The organism is Brucella gallinifaecis (assembly GCF_006476605.1).
In the GTDB taxonomy this organism is placed as follows: Bacteria; Pseudomonadota; Alphaproteobacteria; order Rhizobiales; family Rhizobiaceae; genus Brucella; species Brucella gallinifaecis.
On the sequence record NZ_ML636804.1, the window covers coordinates 1 to 20,377 of the forward strand.

Below are 20,377 nucleotides of genomic sequence, written 5' to 3' on the forward strand. Positions count from 1 at the left end.
CCGGCTCCGCTCATTATCAACCAAACCTACCAGACTTCAACAAAATCAGTCAAACTCAAAAACTTTGCGACAGAACCTCTTTGAGCACCTTGCCAATGCCGATCAGTGTCGCTGTATGCAGATCATGACCACAGGCATGCATTTTTCCTGTATGAAGGCTCGCAAAAGCAAGGCCGGTTTGCTCTTCAATTGGCAGCGCGTCCATATCAGCGCGGATAATCAAGGTCGGCCCCGGACGACCACCTTTAATTAAACCCACAACACCAGTGCGTCCAACGCCTGTCTGATGCTCAATGCCTAAGCTTTCAAGCTCCCGGGCAACAACACCGGCAGTTCGTTCGACATCAAAGCCGGTTTCGGGATGGGCGTGAATATCTCGACGTAGCTCAATGAGATGCGGTTCAATATTGGTAGTCAGCTCTTGTACGAAAGATGAAAGATCGTTCAGTATATTGGGATCAGATTGAGCAGTCATTGGTGCATCCGGTTAAATCAAGGTAGATTTGTTTAGGGTCACAGAACCCATTCATTTGGCGGGAATGGTGGGAGGCCAACCATTTGCATAGTCTTCTCATTTCAGATGTCATTCTCATCAAATTATTAGGTTCTGAGCTTAGTTACTGGTTGCGTGGACGTCTATGCGTTTGTTTCTCATTATTGTCTGTATGGTTGCTCTAAACAAAGAAGGCTTTTCCTTCATTCGAAGGACAAACCAAATTTTTAGCAAATAGTTTTTGAAGGCTATCAGCTGATGGTTGTGCATGACATTATTGTTGCGAAACCGAATCCTAATGTTGGAGGAATAGCAGATGCAGAGAATTACCATAACCATCGATGATGATCTTATGGAAGAGCTGGATACTTTGATTGCTATGAAAGGCTACGCCAATCGCTTTCCCCCAATGATGACTGTTGGCACATGCTTCCATCGTCCATTAAATCAGAGCTCGATTTACAGATAGGTGAAATCATATGCTTCAAGATGTTCGAGGACCGCTTGCGGAAAGGCTTGGCGATACCATTCGACTGCCGCCTCAACATCGCTGACATGGATCAAAATGGCGGATATGGCGCCATTCATGCAGGAACAGTCACGCTTGCCGGCATGGCAAGCATCGCCATGTCGATGATTTTCTGCACGGCTTCGCGCGAGTTGCCATCGCGGGCCTCAAAAGAAATGCTCTGCTGGATCATATGATAGAATTCGGTCATCTGCGCGATGTCAGTGCTTGCAGGCAGATCTCCTGCTGCAACGGCGCGGATCAGCCGCTGTGAAAGCCGTTCGTGATTGGTGCGACGGACGCTTTGCAAGAATTCTTTCACATTGGCATTTTCCGGTTTGCACTGAATGGAACTCACGCTGATCATGCAGCCACCTGCCGGACAGGCAAAAGCGCTGTCAGCACTGAGTTCAAGCCATTGGCGCATGCCATCCTGAATAGTGGGCGCTTTTTCAAGTGCATCGAAAGAGCCAGCGCCAATCGTGCGGCTATAATAATCCACGGCTTCACGAAACGCTTGCTCCTTATTGCCAAAGGCAGCATAAAAGCTTGGCGGCGTTATGTGGATTGCCGATGTGAAATCGTTGATCTGAGCGCATTCATAGCCCTTCGCCCAGAAGACTTTCATGACTTTTTCCAGCGCAGTGTCGCGGTCGAAACTGCGCGGACGCCCACGCGGAACCATTTTTCTCCCTTTCTATAGTCGTCCTTATATAATTTGCTTGACGCTTTGGCGCAAGGCGATATGAATTATATAGTCGTGATTATATAAATAGGATTCGTCCCATGAACGAAGTGTGTGATTCTGCCATTGCGGCGGAAGGGGTTTCTGCGTCCTCAACTCAAGCGCGTGAGATTCCGCTGGTGGTTTATTGCCTGACACTGGGCATTTTTGCGCTGACCACGTCCGAATTGATGATTTCCGGTATGATGCCTGCACTTCAGCAGGCTTTTGGACGTTCCGTTTCCGATATTGGCAATTTGATTTCGGTCTATGCGCTTGGAATGACAGTGGGTGGCCCGCTGGTCACCATCTTGTTTCTGGCGCTGAAAATTGAGAATAAGCGCGGTCTGCTTTTTCTGTTGGTTTTTTATGCGCTCGCACAAAGCATTGCGGCTTCGACCAGTAATTTCCATGTCATGCTGGTTGCGCGTGTGCTGACGGGCATGGCTGCGGCAACCAGTTTTGGTCTGATGCTGGCGATCACAGCGCAGCTTGTTATACCTGAATTGCGCGGACGTGCTTCTTCGCTGGTTTTTGCGGGCTTGATGCTTTGCACGGTGCTGGGTGTACCGCTTGCAACTTTAATCACCACCAGCTTTGGCTGGCGTTCGAGCTTCTGGGCGATTGTGGTGCTGATTCTTTTTTGTGCTCTGGTGATCGCAATCAAGATTGAGGCAAGGCCAAACAGCGCCGGCATAAATTTGTCTTCTGAACTCAATGAAATGCGGAAGCCGAGGCTCTGGGCGGCCTATGCAACCAGCGCTCTGGTGATTGGCGCATCATTCTCGGTTTATAGCTATCTGGCGCCGATCACTGTGCAACTATCAGGCTTTTCCGAAGCGCAACTGCCGTTTTTGCTGGCTGTCTATGGTGCCGCCAATATCGCTGGCAATTATGTCATCGGACGCTTTGCCGACCGTCACACGATTGCAACTATCTTTACCGGCATTCTGATCATGTTGGCGGCAATGCTTCTTTTTGCCCTATTTGCGGAATTAAAAACAGCAACAATTCTTGCAATCGTCATGATCGGTCTGACGGGTATCGCGCTTAATCCAGCCTTCATTGCCCGTGTGATGCGGATTGCACATCCGGGCGCACTGGTTAATGCCATGCATGCGTCGGTTATCAATATCGGCCTTGGTGTGGGGCCATGGGCTGGCGGCTACGCGCTTTCAGCGGGCTATAGTCTTTATGCCCCGCTCTGGGTGGGTGTCATCATGACACTTCTTGGTCTGCTCACCCTTGCGCCGCGTGTCTTGCGAAAAATGTGATCCTGTCATCTCCAAAGGCCGCATCATGGTGTGGCCTTACATTTTTTGATTTAACCTGCCTCACAATCGTGCCATCCATAGTCCCGGACATTTTGCGCCGTCAAAGGCCTTGAAAAGGGATAGACATGTTTCGTTGGGGTATTCTTTCCACCGCCAATATTGGCGTTACGCAGGTTATTCCTGCACTTTGTGCTTCGGACAATGGTGTGGTTCATGCTATCGCCAGCCGCGATAAGGCACGGGCCCGTGCTGTGGCAGACAGGTTCGGCGCACCACTGGCCTTTGGTTCCTATGAGGAACTTTTGGCAAGTGATGAGGTGGACGGCGTCTATATCCCTCTGCCGACCGCGCAGCATATTGAATGGACGCTGAAAGCAGCTCAGGCTGGCAAGCATGTGCTTTGCGAAAAGCCGATTGCACTGAAAGCCGATGATATTGATCAGCTGATTGCCGCACGCGACAAGCACAAGGTGACAATTGCTGAAGCCTTTATGGTCTTTTATCACCCGCAATGGATCAAGCTGCGTTGTCTTCTTGAAGAAGGTGCGATTGGAACGCTGCGCCATGTGCAGGGCGCATTCAGCTATTTCAATAATGATCCAGCCAATATGCGTAATCAGCCGGAACTGGGCGGCGGCGTATTGCCGGATATCGGTGTCTATCCCACGGTGGTGACGCGCATGGTGACTGGCAAGGAGCCATTATCGGTTCAGGCATCGGTTGAATATGACCCGAAATTCGGCACCGACCGTTATGCCAATGTATCAGCGCGATTCGATGGCTTTGATTTGAGCTTTTATGTTGCCACCCAGCTTGCCGGTCGCCAGACAATGGTTTTTCATGGCGATAAGGGCTTTATTGAAGTTCATGCACCTTTTAATACGGGCAAATATGGCCATGGCCGCATCACGCTTCATAATGCGGGGCATACGGAAGCTACAGAATGGTCATTCTCCGATACGGATCATTATAAGCTTCAGGCCGAAAATTTTGTGCGGGCCACCAAGGGAGAAGGCGTGATGCTGTTTTCTCTGGAAAACTCAAAAGCCAATCAGAAATTTATAGATGCGATTTATCGCGCAGGTAAAAGCGATGGTTTCGTGAGCGTCTGAGATCTCGAAAGTTTAACAGGCAGGAATCTTTCCCGCTTGCAGTTTGTGTCAGGCAGGAATCTTTCCCGCCTGCAATTTGTGTCAGGCAGGAATCTTTCCCGCCTGCAGTTTGTGTCAGGCAGGAATCTTTCCCGCCTGCAATTTGTATCAGGCAGGAATCTTTCATTGTGATGCGTCTTGTGACTTGCAGTGCAAAACTGCCTTTCTTATATACGCCTCGCACAGGGCTTTGATAAAAGGCCGGGTGGCTTGAAAAATGCTTCCCGACATCACACCTTGAAGCAGGCATTGTGAAACCGATAGGAACCGCTCGTGAAACGCTCGGTAGAGGTTTTGGCGGTTTGCTGAATGGAGAGAAATATGGCTAAAGTTATTGGTATCGATCTGGGAACGACCAACTCCTGCGTTGCTGTCATGGACGGGAAAAACGCGAAGGTCATTGAAAATGCAGAAGGTGCACGCACAACACCTTCGATTATCGCTTTTACCGATAGTGACGAACGTCTCGCTGGTCAGCCTGCGAAACGTCAGGCAGTCACCAATCCTGAAGGCACCCTGTTTGCAGTAAAGCGCCTGGTAGGCCGTCGCTTTGATGACCCGATGGTTACAAAGGACAAGGATCTTGTACCTTACAAGATCGTCAAGGGTGACAATGGCGATGCATGGGTTGAAACCCACGGCAAGAAATATTCTCCATCGCAGGTTTCGGCGATGATCCTTCAGAAAATGAAGGAAACCGCTGAATCCTATCTCGGTGAAACTGTTACCCAGGCTGTTATTACGGTCCCGGCATATTTTAACGATGCTCAGCGTCAGGCCACCAAGGATGCCGGCAAGATTGCTGGTCTTGAAGTTCTGCGCATCATCAACGAACCAACGGCTGCAGCGCTTGCTTACGGCCTCGACAAGAGCGAAGGCAAGACCATTGCTGTTTACGATCTTGGCGGCGGTACGTTTGACGTTTCTATTCTTGAAATCGGCGACGGCGTGTTTGAAGTGAAGTCGACCAATGGTGATACGTTCCTCGGCGGTGAAGACTTCGATATGCGTCTGGTCGAATATCTGGTTGCCGAGTTCAAGAAGGAACAGGGCATCGATCTGAAGAATGACAAGCTTGCCTTGCAGCGCCTCAAGGAAGCTGCTGAAAAGGCCAAGATTGAACTGTCTTCGGCACAGCAGACTGAAATCAACCTGCCATTTATCACGGCTGACCAGACTGGTCCCAAGCACCTTGCCATCAAGCTTTCGCGCTCGAAGTTCGAAAGCCTGGTCGATGATCTGGTGCAGCGTACGGTCGAGCCATGCAAGGCAGCGCTCAAGGATGCAGGCCTCAAGGCTGGCGACATTGATGAGGTTGTTCTGGTTGGCGGCATGACCCGTATGCCGAAGATTCAGGAAGCTGTTAAGGCTTTCTTCGGCAAGGAGCCACACAAGGGCGTTAACCCGGACGAAGTTGTTGCCATGGGTGCTGCCATTCAGGGCGGCGTTCTGCAGGGCGACGTCAAGGACGTTCTGCTGCTCGACGTTACTCCGCTTTCGCTCGGCATTGAAACGCTTGGTGGCGTGTTCACCCGCCTGATCGAACGTAACACCACGATCCCGACCAAGAAGTCGCAGACCTTCTCGACCGCTGAAGACAATCAGTCGGCTGTGACGATCCGCGTGTTCCAGGGCGAGCGTGAAATGGCTGCCGATAACAAGATTCTCGGCCAGTTTGACCTCGTAGGTATTCCGCCGGCACCACGCGGTGTTCCGCAGATCGAAGTGACCTTCGATATTGATGCGAATGGTATTGTGAACGTGTCTGCAAAAGACAAGGGCACAGGCAAGGAACATCAGATCCGTATTCAGGCATCGGGTGGTCTTTCGGATGCTGACATCGAAAAGATGGTCAAGGATGCGGAAGCCAATGCGGAAGCTGACAAGCAGCGCCGTGACGCAGTTGAAGCCAAGAACCAGGGCGAAAGCCTCCTTCATTCGTCTGAAAAGTCGCTGAAGGAATATGGTGACAAGGTCTCGGCTGAAGACAAGCAGGCCATTGAAAGTGCAATCGCAGCTCTCAAGACCGCGCTTGAAGGCGACGATGCTGAAGACATCAAGGCGAAGACGCAGGTGCTTGCCGAGGCTTCGATGAAGCTTGGTCAGGCCATGTATGAAGCAGCACAGGCCGCTGAAGAAGGTGGTGCTGACACTGCTGAGCAGGCTTCTTCCAATGACGATGTTGTCGATGCCGATTATGAAGAAATCGACGACGACAAGAAAAAGTCGTAAGCCTTGTCCGTAAATGCTCAAGCCCGGGTCATTCCCGGGCTTTTGCGGCCTTTCGGGACGGTTGCACCGGACGGACAAACCAGAGCGCATCCCGAAAAGCGGGAACCGGTTTTCGGGATAAAATGTGCTTAAAGACAAAAAGATAGTGCATTTTCAACGATTCAATCAAAACAGAAAATGCTCTGAAAATAGTCCAGCAGGCGAAACAATGTCTGCGCCAAATGGGACCGTGGAGCTGCAAATATTGCATGCGCTCCTGCCGTCGGGATAACGAACTATGAAGATCGATTATTACGAAGCTCTCGGTGTGGAGCGAACCGCAGACGAAAAGGTGCTTAAATCCGCCTTTCGTAAGCTTGCCATGGAATATCACCCGGATCGCAATCCGAATAACCCGGATGCAGAGCGCAAGTTTAAAGAAATTGGCGAAGCCTATGAAACACTGAAAGACCCGCAGAAGCGGGCCGCTTATGATCGTTATGGTCATGCTGCTTTTGAAAATGGCGACATGGGCAATGGTTTTGGCGGCGGTGGCTTTGGTGGTGCCGGTGGCTTCTCTGATATTTTTGAAGATATTTTTGGCGAAATGATGGGTGGCGGTCGCCGCCGTTCCAGTGGCGGGCGTGAACGCGGCGCCGATCTTCGCTACAATATGGAAGTCACTCTCGAGGAAGCTTTTTCCGGCAAGGCAGCGCAAATTCGCGTGCCGACATCCATCACCTGCGATGAATGTTCAGGCTCTGGCGCAAAGGCTGGTTCACAGCCAACAACCTGCACCATGTGTGGCGGCGCTGGCCGCGTGCGTGCGGCGCAGGGTTTCTTCTCGGTTGAGCGCACCTGCCCGACCTGTAATGGCCGTGGTCAGATCATCAAGGATCCTTGTGGCAAATGTCATGGTCAGGGCCGTGTTACGCAGGAGCGTTCGCTCTCTGTCAATATCCCGGCCGGTATCGAAGACGGCACGCGCATTCGTCTTGCAGGCGAAGGCGAAGCCGGAACGCGCGGCGGACCTTCGGGCGACCTTTATATCTTCCTGTCGGTTCAGCCCCATGAGTTCTTCCAGCGTGATGGCGCTGATCTTTATTGCAAGGTGCCGATTTCAATGACAACGGCAGCGCTGGGTGGGGATTTTGAAGTCTCTACGCTTGATGGAACCAAGACGCGCGTGAAAGTGCCGGAAGGAACGCAGAACGCCAGGCAGTTCCGCCTCAAGGGCAAGGGTATGCCGGTTTTGCGTCAGCAGGCTATGGGCGATCTTTATATCCAGATCGATATTGAGACACCGCAAAATCTTTCCAAGCGTCAGCGCGAATTGCTTGAAGAGTTTGAGACACTTTCGTCCAGGGAGAACAGCCCGAAATCGGCTGGTTTCTTCTCCCGGATGAAAGAGTTTTTTGAAGGTATTGGTGATTGATAAAAAGGGAGCTTTTAGCTCCCTTTTTTGTCTTTCTTGGCAATGTCGTCTTGCTTAAGTCATTTAAAGCGGCATAAACTTGTCAGATAACGACAATGGGAGCAATGAGAATGGCAGTGCAGCTCGGCAGGAAACTGGCCGCCAAGTTCGATGAGGAAATCCGTTTTTTCAAAGGATGGATAGACGGGCCGAAAGCGGTTGGTGCGATATTGCCGACAAGTTCGATTACGGCGCGTCGTATGGCGAGCGTTATTGATACGAAATCAGGCTTGCCTGTTCTTGAGCTTGGGCCGGGCACAGGTGTGATTACCAAAGCGATTCTTGCGCATGGGGTAAAGCCATCCGATCTTTATTCGATCGAATATTCTCCTGCTTTTGTCGAGCATCTTGATAAAGTCTATCCCGATGTGAATATCATCGAAGGCGATGTATTTGATCTTGATACGGCGCTTGGTACGATGAGGGATCAGCAATTTGACAGCATCGTTTCAGCTGTGCCCATGCTGAATTTTCCGATGCCAGGCCGCATTCAGCTGATGGAAGATCTTCTGTCGCGCATTCCTCGCGGTCGTCCGCTTATACAGATTACTTATGGTCCGCGTCCGCCGGTACCTGCTGGCAAAGGCAATTATACCGTCCAGCATTATGATTTTGTCGTGCGCAATGTTCCGCCTGCGCAGCTCTGGGTCTATCGTCGTCCGATCATCTGATCGTTGGAGTAAAAATGACTGTACGAATTCTTGTATTCGCGGGTTCGACCCGCAAGGGTGCCTTTTCGGGCCATATGGCAGATGCAGCCGAAAAAGAACTTGCAAAACAGGGTGCGGAGGTCACACGCATAACGCTTTCTGATTATCCGCTTCCCATCATGAACGAAGATCTGGAAGCCGAAGAGGGTATTCCGGAAAATGCTCTCAAGCTTGGCCGTCTCTTTGCTGAGCATGATGGGATGATGGTCTGTTCACCGGAATATAATGCATCAATTCCGCCACTTCTGAAAAACACGATTGACTGGGTCAGCCGTATTTCAAAAGATGGTGACAAGCCATTAAAGCCTTATGCGGGACTGACCGTAGGACTTTGCTCAACATCAAACGGTGCGTTCGCCGGGATGCGCGGGCTTTATCACTTGCGTGCTGTACTGATGGCAGTTGGCACACAGGTTATTACCGAGCAATGCTCGGTCAGTGGCGCTGCCGATGCTTTCAATGATGACAGCACACTCAAGAACGAACGGCAGGCACAGATGCTGAGCGCTGTTTGCAAAAGCCTGATTGCGCATTCGGCCAGATAGACTAGCTGTTTTATTGATATTCAATAATTTCAGGGCGCGGTATCTTTCGTACCGCGCCCTGTTGTGCGAATAAAATAAAAATCATAGCGGAGGTTTGCATGACGATGAAAGATTTGCGTGATCAGTTGATTGTGGGCCTTGACGTGCCAACCGTTAATGAAGCGGAAAAACTGGTCGAAGAACTGGGCGATGCGGTCACTTTCTACAAGATCGGCTATCAGCTTGTGTTTGCAGGCGGTCTTGATTTCGCAAAGAGTCTGATTGCTGCAAAGAAAAAAGTCTTTCTCGACATGAAGCTTCTCGACATTGACAATACCATCGCCAAGGGCGTGGAAAATGTTGCGAAGATGGGCGTTTCCATGCTCACGCTGCATGCTTATCCCAAGGCCATGCGCGCGGCTGTTCAGGCAGCTAAAGGCTCTGATCTTTGTCTGCTGGGTGTAACGGTTCTGACCTCGATGGATGACGCTGATCTTAAAGAAGCAGGCTATTTAGACACGCCCGAAGCACTGGTGCTCAAACGTGCGCAGCAGGCTCGTGACGCAGGCATGGGCGGGATCGTCGCTTCCGCTGCCGAAGCTTTTGCCATTCGCCAGGCTATCGGACCAGATATGGCAATTGTCACCCCCGGCATTCGTCCGGCGGGGGCTGAAAAGGGTGATCAGAAGCGCGTCATGACACCAGCCGATGCATTGAAAGCCGGTGCAAGCCATCTTGTCGTTGCGCGACCCATTGTCGGTGCTCCTGATCGCCGGGCTTCGGCACTTGCCATTCTCGAAGAAATGCGCACGGTTGGATAATCATTTCCAACGGTTGGATAATCATTTCCAGAGGAGGACAATATGACAAAAGCCTATTGGATCGCCCGTGTGGATGCCCGTGATACGGAGCGCTACAAGGATTATGTATCGACCGCCAAGCCGGCTTTCGAGCGTTACGGTGCAAAGTTTATCGCACGCGGTGGCAAGGCTGAGGCCGTTGAAGGGCCGGGCCGCGCACGTAATGTCATTATCGAATTTGAATCCATGCAGCATGCGCTTGATTGCTACAATTCGCCGGAATATCAGGCTGCAAAAGCCATCCGCCAGACTGTAGCGGATGGTGAAATCGTCATCGTTGAAGGTGTATAAGCATGTCTCCCAAAAGTGGGAACCGGTTTTGGGTTAAAGACATGCGAAAGAAAAAGAACTAAAGTTTGTTACGCTTTGGTTATAGCCGAACCGGCGGGTCGTGACGGCCGCTGACAGCCAGATCAAGCAGAATGACTTTGCCTGCATGCGGATCCGCATTGCGGGCACTTTCATTCATGCCTTCATGTGCACTCGTGACGATCAGCACCGATGCATCCGCACCGATAAAGGCCGGGCAGGTCGGCTGGGTCACGGGCAATTTAATCGAGCGGATCAGCCGTCCCTGCGGTGAATAGGCATTGAGTGCACTGCCACCCCAACAGGCGTTCCAAACTGTTCCGTCTGCATCCACCACTGAACCGTCAACGCCGCCATCTTCCACACGATGATGAAACACGCTCTTTTCCGATGTCGGCAGTCCTGTTTCGGGATCGGTATCCACCCGCCAGATAATGTTGCGGTCGGTATCCGCAAAATAGGCGATTTTTCCATCTGGCGAAAAGCAGATCGAATTGGTGATTGTGATACCAGAAAAAAGTTTCTTCAGTTGCCCCTCCCGATACCACCAGATCGACCCTGCATCTTTCTCGGCTTTCTTGCCCATGGTGCCGATCCAGAATGAGCCGGATGGATGCACACGTGCATCATTGGAGCGTGTCATATCATTATCGGCTTCGAGCGGGCGATGCAGGCTCAATCGTCCGCTGGTGCGTTCGCGTATAAAAAGCCCGTGTTCACTCACGATCAGTTGCCGCTCGCGATCAATCACTGCGAGCGCACTGGCTTTCATGCCAAGATCATGTGCACGGATTTCCCCGCTATCATCTCTTTCAATCAGCCTCTGGCCCAGAATATCGAACCACCAGCATTGACCCGTCAACGGGTCGTAGCCCGGGCCTTCGCCGAGTTCCGCTATATGATCTGCAAATAGGGTTGTCTTGACTGCGCTCACCTGCTCCTCCCAGCTTTGGTACCAACAGCATAATCAAGCTGGCCGATACGATCCAGCCGCAAATATTTATGTGATCAGAAAGTCCTATGTTGCAGTCAAATTCCGTTTTAAGTTCCGGTAACGAGAGCCCCGTGCACCCATCTGGGTGCGCAAAGGACGCTCTGTCAGTTTAGACTTGCTGCATAATTTACCTTAAGTGGATTCACGTTTAAGGATTATGCAGCAAGAATCGCGAGGAAATCATGTCACTAAAAGTCGCGGTCCAGATGGACCATATCAGCACCATCAATATTACCGGTGACACCACATTTGCCCTGTCGCTTGAAGCGCAGAAGCGTGGTCATGAGCTGTATCACTATACGCCGGACCGCCTTTCGATGCGCGATGGCGTTGTTTCGGCACGTCTGGAAAAGCTGGAAGTGCGCGATATCAAGGGTGATCATTTTACACTCGCTGAGCCAGTGCGCCGCAATATGCTGGATATGGATGTGGTGCTGCTGCGTCAGGATCCGCCTTTCGACATGAATTACATCACCAATACGCATCTTCTGGAGCGTATTCATCCAAAGACGCTGGTGGTGAATGACCCTGCATGGGTGCGCAACAGTCCTGAAAAGATTTTCGTCACCGAGTTTCCTGATCTGATGCCACAAACGCTGATCACCAAAGATCCGCAGGAAGTGATGGAATTCCGCCGTGAATTTGGTGACATCATTTTGAAGCCATTATACGGCAATGGTGGTGCGGGCGTGTTCCATCTGGCTGATGGTGATCGCAATCTGACTTCGCTGTTGGAAATGTTCGGCCAGCTTTTCAAGGAGCCGTTCATTGCCCAGCGTTATCTCAAAGACGTGCGTGCCGGCGACAAGCGCATCATTCTGATTGATGGTGAGCCGGTGGGCGCGATCAACCGCGTTCCTTCGGAAAGTGACGCACGTTCTAATATGCATGTTGGTGGCCGTGCTGAGAAGACGATTCTGACAGCGCGTGAGCGTGAAATCTGCGAGCGTATTGGACCATCGTTGAAAGAACGCGGTTTTATTCTTGTCGGTATTGACGTGATCGGCGATTATATGACCGAAATCAACGTGACCTCACCAACCGGTCTTCGCGAGATTGAGCGTTTTGACGGCACCAATATTGCGGCGCTGTTCTGGGATGCGGTTGAAGCCAGACGCAAATAAGCCACCTTGATTGCATCTATTGAAAATGCTTAAATCTTTTGGTTGTATTTAAGCATTTTCTCACGTTTGAGATGTGCTGCGTATCATGCGGGGGCATATGGTAGCGCGGGTGGGAACAGTTGCCTTTCAGGGCATAGAGGCGGTGCCTGTCGATGTGCAGGTAATGGTGGCCCCTGGCAAGATGGGCATGTCGATTGTCGGTCTGCCTGATAAGGCTGTGGCTGAAAGCCGGGAGCGGGTTCAGGCTGCGTTACATGCATCCGGGCTTTCCATGCCAACCAAGCGGGTGACAATCAATCTGGCACCGGCTGATCTGCCAAAAGAAGGGTCGCATTACGACCTGCCGATTGCCGTGGGGCTTATGGCTGCGATTGGCGCTATACCGGCGGATGCCATTCAATCCTATCTGGTGCTGGGAGAATTATCGCTCGACGGCACGATCACGGCTGTTGCAGGCGTTTTGCCCGCAGCCATCAGTGCCAATCGTGAAGATAAGGGGCTGATCTGCCCTTATGCCTGTGGCTCGGAAGCTGCATGGGCAGGCGCGGACATCGATATTCTCGCGCCGCGCAGTTTAATCGCGCTGGCCAATCATTTCAAAGGCACGCAGGTTCTGACGCCGCCTGAGCCGTCAATGCGGGTTTCAAGTGAAGTGCCGCTGGATCTGGCCGATATAAAAGGGCAGGAGACAGCAAAACGCGCATTGGAAATTGCTGCCGCTGGCAACCATAATCTACTGCTGGTTGGCCCGCCGGGATCGGGAAAATCCATGCTGGCGCAGCGCCTGCCGTCAATACTGCCAAAATTAAGCCCGCGTGAGCTGCTTGATGTTTCGATGATTGCATCTATCGCCGGTGAGCTTGCGGGCGGCAAACTCTCGGATCGCAGACCATTTCGTGCACCGCATCATTCTGCATCCATGGCTGCAATGGTTGGTGGTGGCTTTCGGGCAAAGCCGGGGGAAGTATCGCTTGCCCATAATGGCGTTTTGTTTCTGGATGAGTTTCCTGAATTTTCGCCACAGGTGCTTGATTCGCTCCGCCAGCCGCTGGAGACAGGCGAGTGCATGATTGCCCGTGTCAATCATCGCACCAGCTATCCGGCACGTTTTCAGTTGATTGCCGCCATGAACCCTTGCCGTTGCGGCATGGCGGGAGAGCCGGGGCATACATGTGCACGTGGACCACGTTGCCAGAGCGATTATCAGGCGCGGATTTCCGGCCCCTTGCTGGATCGTATTGATCTGCGTGTGGATATGCCTGCCGTCACTGCGCTTGATCTTATTCAGCCAGCCCAGTCTGAACGCAGTGAAAGCGTTGCCAGGCGGGTGGCGCGAGCGCGTGCAATACAAAGTGCTCGCTATACGGCTCTTGGGCTTGATGCATCAATGACCAATGCACATTGTTCGGCAAATCTGATTGAAGAGGTCGCAAAGCCTGATGCGGCGGGTATCAAATTGCTGCGCGATGCCAGTGAGCAGATGCGCTTTTCGGCCCGTGCCTATCATCGTATTTTGAAAGTAGCGCGCACACTGGCTGATCTTGACGGTATCGACCAGATCAGCCGAATACATCTCGCCGGCGCGATTTCCTATCGGATGGGTGCGGAAAGGCTGAGAGCTTCCGCCTGATCTTACTTCACAGAGCCGACCAGCAGATTGTCCGGGCTTTCGATAGAAACCCAGCGGCCAGTATTATTGGCAGCCTGACGCTTGAGAAATGTATATTCCGTATCATCCCAGCGAAGAACTTCGTCAGTCAGATTGTCGAGAACGAAATCGCCGCGGTCGGTGCGAACGCTAAGCACTGCATGGCCTTCGCCGTCTGGCTTGCGGACGACAGTGATCAACAGCGCAGTCATCGGAATACCGGCCTTTGCCAGTTCGCGCTGCTTGAGCAGAACATAGTCTTCACAATCACCAACGGTTGTTGGATAGGTCCAATATTCCTCAACGCCGTATATTTCCATATCGGTCATCGGCTTGATACGTTCATTGACGGCAAGATTTACTGTCTGGATCAGTTTCCAGTTGCTGTTGTTGAGCGATAATGAACGTGTATCACGGCTTATGATATTGCATTCAGCCGCTTCGCGTTTGCAAAATTCGTAATGTCCAATGGGCTGCGAGGTTAATTTGCCAGTCTGCATATAGGCACTTGATGCAGCCTGCGCATTGAAGCTCGATATCAGAGCAGCAATACCGATGCTGGCAGCAGCAATAATCTTCATGCCTGAGCGAACTACACAAAACATACTCAACGCCCTTTTCACAGCCCGAACAGGGCATTTGTTAACGAAAAGTTAAAGTATGAAATGTGGCTCAAGTCAATTCAGCTTGCCGCCTATTCGCCCAACATCTTAATTATTGGTTAACGCGGGTATTTTGCAATCAGTACATCTTTTGCGTGTATTCAAGCATGCAAAAAACCGCCATGGAAGCCCATAGCGGTTTTAGAAAATGCTATTGCTGATGGAGTTTAGAGCGGTGTGAAGCAGACATTTGTGTGCCCGGAATTGATAAAGCCGAGGCGCAGCGCAGCGCCTTTGGAGAGATCAAGGATGCGTCCCTTGATGAAGGGGCCGCGGTCATTGATGCGCACGACAAGCGATTTACCATTGCGTTGGTTCGTTACCTTAACCTTGGTACCGAGAGGCAGTGTTTTGTGTGCGGCAGTCAGTCCGGCTGGGTTCATACGTTCGCCCGATGCTGTGCGGGAAGTGAGCGCGTACCATGAAGCGCTGCCACAACGCGCAGCTTGCGCTTCCATTGCGTTGACTGAGAATAAACCAGTTGTCGCAACGGCGAGTATTGCCATACGGATTTTGAACTTCATCATGATTCCAGATAGTCGTTTCGCTGAGCCTTTGCAGTCATAGCTGATCAAGGCAGAAGCCAACTGGAATCTAAATGTGGCGATGGCGTGATGTTATTGAGAGTATAATGAGATGATTGGAGCGTCTGCCCAGGCGGAATATCATCCTATACTATTGGTTGTTTATTTAAATATTCAAGAAATCATAAAGAATATTTTTGAATTATATAGCGTTATTTATGTAAAGATGCTTATGATCAATCAGGATTTTGCAAAATGCTCGCTTGATCCATGTTTTAAATGTTTGGATGCAAGAAAAGCTGCTTTGCGCGGGTCTGATCCTTAGCCACGACAATGCAATTTCTATTTGTGCTCCAAGTTTTCTCAATTGGCTTCCAAGATAAAGAAATCTGGCTTTTGAGAGATAAAAAACAACTATTAGCTGTATTTTGATTGATAAAGTTTGGAGTCTTTTCTGTAACTTTTGTTGAAATCCGACGAGATGACGCGGTTTTGACCAATCATCCTATGCATGTAAAAGCCAGAATCCTGTTATAAATGCGCATCTTCAGAATGGATTATCATGCCCGACAAGACACCAAAGGATGATGTGGAAGCGCCAATAGCGCCAATAGCGCCGATCTCGGCGGGCAAGCGTATTCTTTATCTGTGTCTTGGTTTTCTGATGGTGGCGCTGGGTATCATTGGCGCCATTCTGCCGGTCATGCCTACTACGATTTTCATTATTCTGGCTGCATGGTTTTTTGCACGCTCGTCACCGAAATTCGAGGCACGTCTTTTGGCCGATCCACGTTTTGGTCCGATGATTATAAAATGGCGCGAGCGCGGAGCAATACCCCCAAGGGCCAAACTCTTTGCATGTCTTGGGATGACATTTGGCTATGCTATGTTCTGGTTGGGTGCGCAGCCCGGTCCTTTGCTTGCAATCGGTGTCGCAATTTTTATGGCTGGCTCTGCCCTATATGTTCTGTCACGACCAGATGAGTGATTTATAGATTAGCTATTTTGTATATGTGGGCACAAAATTGCCTGCATGAATGAATGACACAGAGCTGTAACACGACTGTCATATGATTGTTATATAGAGCGCGTAGATGGCTGCTGACGCTTTTACGTCATGTGTCTTTTACAACAGGGACTGGTACTCATGAACAAGTTGATTTCCTCGAGCGCAGCGCTGGCAATAGCAGCAGTATTGTCGGTTTCAGCCGCAAACGCACGCGAACAGATTCAGGTTTCCGGTTCTTCGACCGTTTTGCCTTATGCCAAGATTGTTGCTGAAACTTTTGGTGAAACCTATCCTAACTTCAAGACGCCGGTCATTGAATCGGGCGGCTCGGGTGCAGGTATCAAGGAATTCTGCAAGGGCGTTGGTGAAAACACCATCGATATTGCCAATGCATCGCGTGCCATGAAGGGCACAGAACTCAAATCCTGCATCGATGCAGGCGTCAAGGACGTTCAGGAAGTCCGTTTCGGTTATGACGGCATTGTCTTTGCGACGGACGTAAACGGCCCGGACTGGAAGCTTGCTCCGGTTGATCTTTACAAGGCGCTGGCTGCCAAGGTTATTGTTGACGGCAAGCTGGTAGAAAATCCAAATACCAAGTGGAATCAGGTCAATGCAGACCTGCCGGATTGGGATATTGCGGCTTATATCCCTGGCGAAAAGCACGGCACACGTGAAGTTTTCGAAGAAAAGCTGATGGCTGACGGTTGCAAGGAATCGGGCGCTCTTGAAGAAATCAAGAAGACCGGACTTGATGACAAGGCTGCGGCTGCTGCCTGTATTGCTGTTCGCAAGGACGGTAAGGCTGTTGATATTGATGGCGATTACAGTGAAACGCTGGCTCGCATTGACTCCAACAAGCAGGGCGTTGGTGTTTTCGGTCTCTATTTCTTTGAAAACAATGCCGACAAGCTGAAAGTTGCAACTGTTAATGGTGTAACGCCGTCGGCTGAAACTGTTGCATCGGGTGAATATCCTGTTTCGCGCCCACTGTTCTTTTATGTCAAAAAGGCACATGTTGGCGTCATTCCGGGCCTCAAGGAATATGTAGATTTCTTCCTGTCTGAACAGATGGTTGGCCCTGATGGTCCGCTTGCTGAATATGGTCTGGTTCCAGCTCCTGATGCAGAACGCGAAGCCCAGCGCACTTCCTTCACAGAAGGCAAGGTTCTGGCTGCTAAGTAAGTTTTGAACTGTGGAACGTGGGGATCATGCGCCCCACGTTCTTTCTCTTTGGCGCTGGTCATATAAGACAGGCGCATTCGCGTGGAAATAAGCTTGATGCATATTGTGTTTATAGGCTAATTCCACATTTTTTGGGGCAACCGGGGAAATTGAATGTCCTTCTTTCTGGTTCTCGTCAGTGTCATTGCAATCGGACTGATCGGTTTCTTTATTGGCCGACAGCGTGCCATAGCAATTGATAAGGCGCAGCCTGCCGAGTCTGTAGGCGCAAGCGCAGAGAAAATGCATTCTCGCCCGCTTTATCATGGCTGGTGGGTTTTCCTTGTTTCTGCATTGCCTGCGATCCTGTTTCTCGCAGTCTGGGCGGTCGGCACATCAGTTTATCTTGATCATACAGCAACCTCGCATATGCCTGTAGCGATTGAAGACGGATCATATTCCGAGCGCAGCCTGCAGCTTGGCATGATCCGAAACCTCTCAGATGGCTTGCAAAAGCTGACACCTGCTGAAATTGACGCTCTCCCGCAGACTTATAAGGAAGTGCGTGAAGTGCTTGGCTCGAAAGGCGTAGCACTTGCGACCGAAGGTCAGGACTATATGGTCCCGATTGCACTCTTCCTTGATAAGGCAAGCAAGGTTTCCCATACCGTTGGCAGTGCAATTGCTCTCGTTATTGCGGTTGCGGGTCTGATTTTCGGCCTGTCGGGTATCAAACGCCGCACGCGTGCCCGTAACAATGTCGAGCGTATTGTCCTGTGGGGGCTGATTGCTGCATCCGGCATCGCAATTCTTACAACCATTGGCATTGTATTTTCTGTCCTGTTCCAGACCGTGAGCTTCTTCCAGTCGATCGCACCGATGGACTTCTTCTTCGGTACAGTCTGGGATCCGCGTTTTGCAGCCGCAGGCTCTGGTGGCGAAGTTGGTCAGTTTGGTCTGATCCCGCTTCTGGCCGGTACTCTTTATATTGCTTTTGTCGCCATGCTGTTTGCGGTTCCGGTTGGGCTGTTTTCGGCAATTTACATGGCTGAATATGCATCGCCGCGCGTGCGCACAGTGGTCAAGCCGGTGCTGGAACTTCTGGCCGGTATTCCGACCATTGTTTATGGTTTCTTTGCGCTTGTAACGGTTGGTCCGTTTTTGCGTGATCTCTCCATGGCAATCGCTGGTGGCCAGGGTTTTATCATGGCGCAGAGCGTGTTGACCGCAGGCATCGTCATGGGTGTGATGCTGATCCCGTTTGTGTCATCGCTGTCTGATGACATTATCACGGCAGTACCCGGTTCATTGCGCGATGGCTCACTGGGTCTTGGTGCTACGCGCTCTGAGACAATCAAGCGGGTCGTCCTGCCCGCAGCCCTTCCGGGTATTGTTGGCGCACTTTTGATGACTGCCTCGCGTGCGATTGGTGAAACCATGATCGTGGTGCTTGCAGCCGGTGTTGCAGCCCGCCTTTCGGCCAATCCTTTTGAAGCGATGACGACAATCACTGTAAAAATCGTCAGCCAGCTTACAGGCGATCTTGAGTTTGATTCCCCGCAGACACTTGTTGCCTTCGCATTGGGTCTCACCCTTTTTGTGCTGACGCTGATCATGAACATCTTTGCGCTCTACATCGTTCGCAAGTACCGGGAGCAGTACGAATAATGACCGATTCAACCCTGAATGCTGGCACTGCGGTGGCAAAGCCTGAGCGTCGCGATATCGGTATCAAGCGTCGCTACGCTGCTGAACGCCGCTTCCGTTTCTATGGTATCATTGCCATTGCGATTGGTGTGTTCTTTCTTTGCGCACTTTTGTTCTCGGTCTTCTCCAAGGGCTATACGGCTTTCGGACAGACAACGATCTATCTGCCGGTCAAGCTTGACGCGCAGGTCATCGATCCGGGCAACAAGCTTGCAAGTGATCCGAATGTTCTGATCACCGCCAATTATCCGCTTCTGGTGCGCAATGCTCTGGCTGAAAAGCTTGGCGTTCCAACCACAGATCGTGCTGAAATGCGTGAAGTCGGGCGCTTCTTCTCTGATGGTGTTCGTGTTCAGCTTCGCCAGATGGTGATGGATAATCCGTCGCTGATTGGCACGACGCAGACGATCCCTGTTCTGGCGGCTGCGGATATTGATTCTGCCTATAAAGGCCAGATCGATATTTCGGTCCCTGAAGCAAATCGCAAGGTTTCAGATCGTCAGTTTTCCTGGATCAAGAAACTGACCGATGAAGGCATTATGAGCGAGGCCTTCAACTGGGGGCTGTTTACCAATGGTGCTTCCAGCCGGCCTGAAACTGCGGGGTTGGGTGTTGCGCTGGTCGGTTCGTTCTACATGATGATGATCGTTCTGGTTCTGGCATTGCCTATTGGTGTGGCAGCTTCCATCTATCTGGAAGAATATGCCAAGAAAAACCGCCTGACCGATCTGATTGAAGTCAATATCAACAATCTGGCTGCTGTTCCCTCGATTGTGTTTGGCCTGCTTGGTCTTGCCGTCTTCATCAACTTCTTCAATCTGCCGCGCTCCGCGTCGATTGTTGGTGGTCTGGTGCTGACGCTGATGACGCTTCCAACCATTATCATCGCAACACGCTCTGCCCTTCGCGCTGTTCCTCCATCGATCCGAGCGGCAGCACTTGGCCTTGGAGCATCAAAAACACAGATGGTCTTTCATCATGTGTTGCCGCTTGCAGCGCCCGGCATTCTGACCGGAACGATTATCGGTCTTGCGCAGGCACTGGGTGAAACCGCACCGCTGCTTCTGATCGGCATGGTGGCCTTTGTTGCCAATATGCCGGCAACACCGATGGATCCTGCCACGGCTTTGCCTGTGCAGATATTCATGTGGGCCAATGAAGCCGAACGTGCCTTTGTGGAACGGACATCAGGCGCTATTATTGTTTTGCTCCTGTTCCTTGCCGTCATGAACATCTTAGCAATTATTCTGCGCCGCCGCTTTGAGCGCCGCTGGTAAACGGGAGAGAAATGATGAATCTCATGACTG

Annotated in this window: 20 protein-coding genes and 1 pseudogene; 15 read left to right on the top strand and 6 right to left on the bottom strand. The window is 51.2% G+C overall.

Going from position 1 to position 20,377, the window contains the following annotated elements:
- Positions 1-55: 55 nt before the first annotated feature.
- On the bottom strand, positions 56-475 hold the full coding sequence (locus tag FHY56_RS08380; RefSeq protein WP_140904723.1) for a M20 metallopeptidase family protein: 420 nt from the start codon (positions 473-475) through the stop codon (positions 56-58).
- A 334-nt stretch (positions 476-809) separates the two neighbouring features.
- Here FHY56_RS08380 and FHY56_RS18165 point away from each other — a divergent pair.
- Positions 810-893: pseudogene (locus FHY56_RS18165) on the top strand (ribbon-helix-helix protein, CopG family); the annotation flags it as partial.
- A gap of 59 nt (positions 894-952) precedes the next feature.
- Here FHY56_RS18165 and FHY56_RS18270 read toward each other — a convergent pair.
- Together FHY56_RS18270 and FHY56_RS08395 are read right to left on the bottom strand one after the other, a co-directional pair.
- Entirely contained in the window at positions 953-1,081 is a 129-nt protein-coding gene (locus tag FHY56_RS18270) for a VOC family protein (RefSeq protein ID WP_268898912.1), read from the bottom strand.
- On the bottom strand, positions 1,078-1,686 hold the full coding sequence (locus FHY56_RS08395; RefSeq protein WP_140904725.1) for a TetR/AcrR family transcriptional regulator: 609 nt from the start codon (positions 1,684-1,686) through the stop codon (positions 1,078-1,080). Before FHY56_RS08395 ends, FHY56_RS18270 begins: the two co-directional genes overlap by 4 nt.
- 101 nt (positions 1,687-1,787) lie before the next feature.
- On the opposite strand from FHY56_RS08395, the gene FHY56_RS08400 reads away from it, so the two are divergent.
- From FHY56_RS08400 to FHY56_RS08435, 8 genes are all read left to right on the top strand, one after another.
- Complete coding sequence (locus FHY56_RS08400) at positions 1,788-2,999, top strand: MFS transporter (RefSeq protein WP_140904726.1); 1,212 nt, start codon at positions 1,788-1,790, stop codon at positions 2,997-2,999.
- A 125-nt stretch (positions 3,000-3,124) separates the two neighbouring features.
- Positions 3,125-4,111, top strand: a complete 987-nt coding sequence (locus FHY56_RS08405) for a Gfo/Idh/MocA family protein (protein ID WP_140904727.1) — start codon at positions 3,125-3,127, stop codon at positions 4,109-4,111.
- Between the two features lie 360 nt (positions 4,112-4,471).
- A complete protein-coding gene (dnaK, locus tag FHY56_RS08410) occupies positions 4,472-6,382 on the top strand; it encodes a molecular chaperone DnaK (RefSeq protein WP_140904728.1) in 1,911 nt (636 codons plus the stop codon).
- A 277-nt stretch (positions 6,383-6,659) separates the two neighbouring features.
- Complete coding sequence (gene dnaJ / locus FHY56_RS08415; RefSeq protein WP_140904729.1) at positions 6,660-7,796, top strand: molecular chaperone DnaJ; 1,137 nt, start codon at positions 6,660-6,662, stop codon at positions 7,794-7,796.
- A 110-nt stretch (positions 7,797-7,906) separates the two neighbouring features.
- Positions 7,907-8,506, top strand: a complete 600-nt coding sequence (pmtA, locus tag FHY56_RS08420; protein WP_140904730.1) for a phospholipid N-methyltransferase PmtA — start codon at positions 7,907-7,909, stop codon at positions 8,504-8,506.
- Between the two features lie 14 nt (positions 8,507-8,520).
- Positions 8,521-9,090, top strand: coding sequence for an NADPH-dependent FMN reductase (locus FHY56_RS08425; RefSeq protein WP_140904731.1), 570 nt, complete (start codon positions 8,521-8,523; stop codon positions 9,088-9,090).
- Positions 9,091-9,188: 98 nt separating this feature from the next.
- Entirely contained in the window at positions 9,189-9,890 is a 702-nt protein-coding gene (gene pyrF / locus FHY56_RS08430) for an orotidine-5'-phosphate decarboxylase (RefSeq protein ID WP_140904732.1), read from the top strand.
- A gap of 42 nt (positions 9,891-9,932) precedes the next feature.
- Entirely contained in the window at positions 9,933-10,220 is a 288-nt protein-coding gene (locus FHY56_RS08435; RefSeq protein WP_140904733.1) for a DUF1330 domain-containing protein, read from the top strand.
- Positions 10,221-10,299: 79 nt separating this feature from the next.
- On the opposite strand, the gene FHY56_RS08440 is transcribed toward FHY56_RS08435, so the two are convergent.
- The gene (locus tag FHY56_RS08440) at positions 10,300-11,172 is read right to left on the bottom strand and encodes an SMP-30/gluconolactonase/LRE family protein (RefSeq protein WP_140904734.1); all 873 of its coding nucleotides are present in this window, start codon (positions 11,170-11,172) and stop codon (positions 10,300-10,302) included.
- A gap of 242 nt (positions 11,173-11,414) precedes the next feature.
- Between FHY56_RS08440 and gshB the strand changes: the two genes are divergently transcribed.
- Both gshB and FHY56_RS08450 read left to right on the top strand, forming a co-directional pair.
- Positions 11,415-12,356 (top strand): glutathione synthase, encoded by a 942-nt coding sequence (gene gshB, locus FHY56_RS08445; RefSeq protein WP_140904735.1) that lies wholly within the window; start codon positions 11,415-11,417, stop codon positions 12,354-12,356.
- 97 nt (positions 12,357-12,453) lie between these two features.
- On the top strand, positions 12,454-13,986 hold the full coding sequence (locus FHY56_RS08450) for a YifB family Mg chelatase-like AAA ATPase (protein WP_140905017.1): 1,533 nt from the start codon (positions 12,454-12,456) through the stop codon (positions 13,984-13,986).
- Positions 13,987-13,988: 2 nt separating this feature from the next.
- Here the strand turns inward: FHY56_RS08450 and FHY56_RS08455 are convergent, their stop codons facing one another.
- On the bottom strand, positions 13,989-14,609 hold the full coding sequence (locus FHY56_RS08455) for a transglutaminase-like cysteine peptidase (RefSeq protein WP_140904736.1): 621 nt from the start codon (positions 14,607-14,609) through the stop codon (positions 13,989-13,991).
- 224 nt (positions 14,610-14,833) lie between these two features.
- Positions 14,834-15,190, bottom strand: a complete 357-nt coding sequence (locus tag FHY56_RS08460; protein ID WP_140905018.1) for a septal ring lytic transglycosylase RlpA family protein — start codon at positions 15,188-15,190, stop codon at positions 14,834-14,836.
- Positions 15,191-15,752: 562 nt separating this feature from the next.
- Here FHY56_RS08460 and FHY56_RS08465 point away from each other — a divergent pair.
- The 4 genes from FHY56_RS08465 (at position 15,753) to pstA (ending at position 20,347) form a co-directional block, all read left to right on the top strand.
- Complete coding sequence (locus tag FHY56_RS08465) at positions 15,753-16,178, top strand: YbaN family protein (RefSeq protein ID WP_140904737.1); 426 nt, start codon at positions 15,753-15,755, stop codon at positions 16,176-16,178.
- Positions 16,179-16,337: 159 nt separating this feature from the next.
- Entirely contained in the window at positions 16,338-17,384 is a 1,047-nt protein-coding gene (locus FHY56_RS08470) for a PstS family phosphate ABC transporter substrate-binding protein (RefSeq protein ID WP_140904738.1), read from the top strand.
- 153 nt (positions 17,385-17,537) lie between these two features.
- The gene (gene pstC / locus FHY56_RS08475; RefSeq protein ID WP_140904739.1) at positions 17,538-19,031 is read left to right on the top strand and encodes a phosphate ABC transporter permease subunit PstC; all 1,494 of its coding nucleotides are present in this window, start codon (positions 17,538-17,540) and stop codon (positions 19,029-19,031) included.
- Positions 19,031-20,347 carry a phosphate ABC transporter permease PstA gene (gene pstA, locus FHY56_RS08480; protein WP_140904740.1) on the top strand — a complete coding sequence of 439 codons (1,317 nt, stop codon included), beginning with the start codon at positions 19,031-19,033 and terminating at the stop codon, positions 20,345-20,347. Before pstC ends, pstA begins: the two co-directional genes overlap by 1 nt.
- The last annotated feature ends 30 nt before the right edge of the window (positions 20,348-20,377 follow it).

Coding starts and splice junctions, on each gene's coding strand:
- pstA (WP_140904740.1), top strand. CDS start 19,031: ATGACCGATTCAACCCTGAATGCTGGCACTGCGGTGGCAAAGCCTGAG.
- FHY56_RS08470 (WP_140904738.1), top strand. CDS start 16,338: ATGAACAAGTTGATTTCCTCGAGCGCAGCGCTGGCAATAGCAGCAGTA.
- gshB (WP_140904735.1), top strand. CDS start 11,415: ATGTCACTAAAAGTCGCGGTCCAGATGGACCATATCAGCACCATCAAT.
- FHY56_RS08465 (WP_140904737.1), top strand. CDS start 15,753: ATGCCCGACAAGACACCAAAGGATGATGTGGAAGCGCCAATAGCGCCA.
- pstC (WP_140904739.1), top strand. CDS start 17,538: ATGTCCTTCTTTCTGGTTCTCGTCAGTGTCATTGCAATCGGACTGATC.
- FHY56_RS18270 (WP_268898912.1), bottom strand. CDS start 1,081: ATGAATGGCGCCATATCCGCCATTTTGATCCATGTCAGCGATGTTGAG.
- FHY56_RS08400 (WP_140904726.1), top strand. CDS start 1,788: ATGAACGAAGTGTGTGATTCTGCCATTGCGGCGGAAGGGGTTTCTGCG.
- FHY56_RS08425 (WP_140904731.1), top strand. CDS start 8,521: ATGACTGTACGAATTCTTGTATTCGCGGGTTCGACCCGCAAGGGTGCC.
- FHY56_RS08380 (WP_140904723.1), bottom strand. CDS start 475: ATGACTGCTCAATCTGATCCCAATATACTGAACGATCTTTCATCTTTC.
- pyrF (WP_140904732.1), top strand. CDS start 9,189: ATGACGATGAAAGATTTGCGTGATCAGTTGATTGTGGGCCTTGACGTG.
- dnaK (WP_140904728.1), top strand. CDS start 4,472: ATGGCTAAAGTTATTGGTATCGATCTGGGAACGACCAACTCCTGCGTT.
- FHY56_RS08455 (WP_140904736.1), bottom strand. CDS start 14,609: ATGTTTTGTGTAGTTCGCTCAGGCATGAAGATTATTGCTGCTGCCAGC.
- dnaJ (WP_140904729.1), top strand. CDS start 6,660: ATGAAGATCGATTATTACGAAGCTCTCGGTGTGGAGCGAACCGCAGAC.
- FHY56_RS08460 (WP_140905018.1), bottom strand. CDS start 15,190: ATGAAGTTCAAAATCCGTATGGCAATACTCGCCGTTGCGACAACTGGT.
- pmtA (WP_140904730.1), top strand. CDS start 7,907: ATGGCAGTGCAGCTCGGCAGGAAACTGGCCGCCAAGTTCGATGAGGAA.
- FHY56_RS08435 (WP_140904733.1), top strand. CDS start 9,933: ATGACAAAAGCCTATTGGATCGCCCGTGTGGATGCCCGTGATACGGAG.
- FHY56_RS08450 (WP_140905017.1), top strand. CDS start 12,454: ATGGTAGCGCGGGTGGGAACAGTTGCCTTTCAGGGCATAGAGGCGGTG.
- FHY56_RS08405 (WP_140904727.1), top strand. CDS start 3,125: ATGTTTCGTTGGGGTATTCTTTCCACCGCCAATATTGGCGTTACGCAG.
- FHY56_RS08395 (WP_140904725.1), bottom strand. CDS start 1,686: ATGGTTCCGCGTGGGCGTCCGCGCAGTTTCGACCGCGACACTGCGCTG.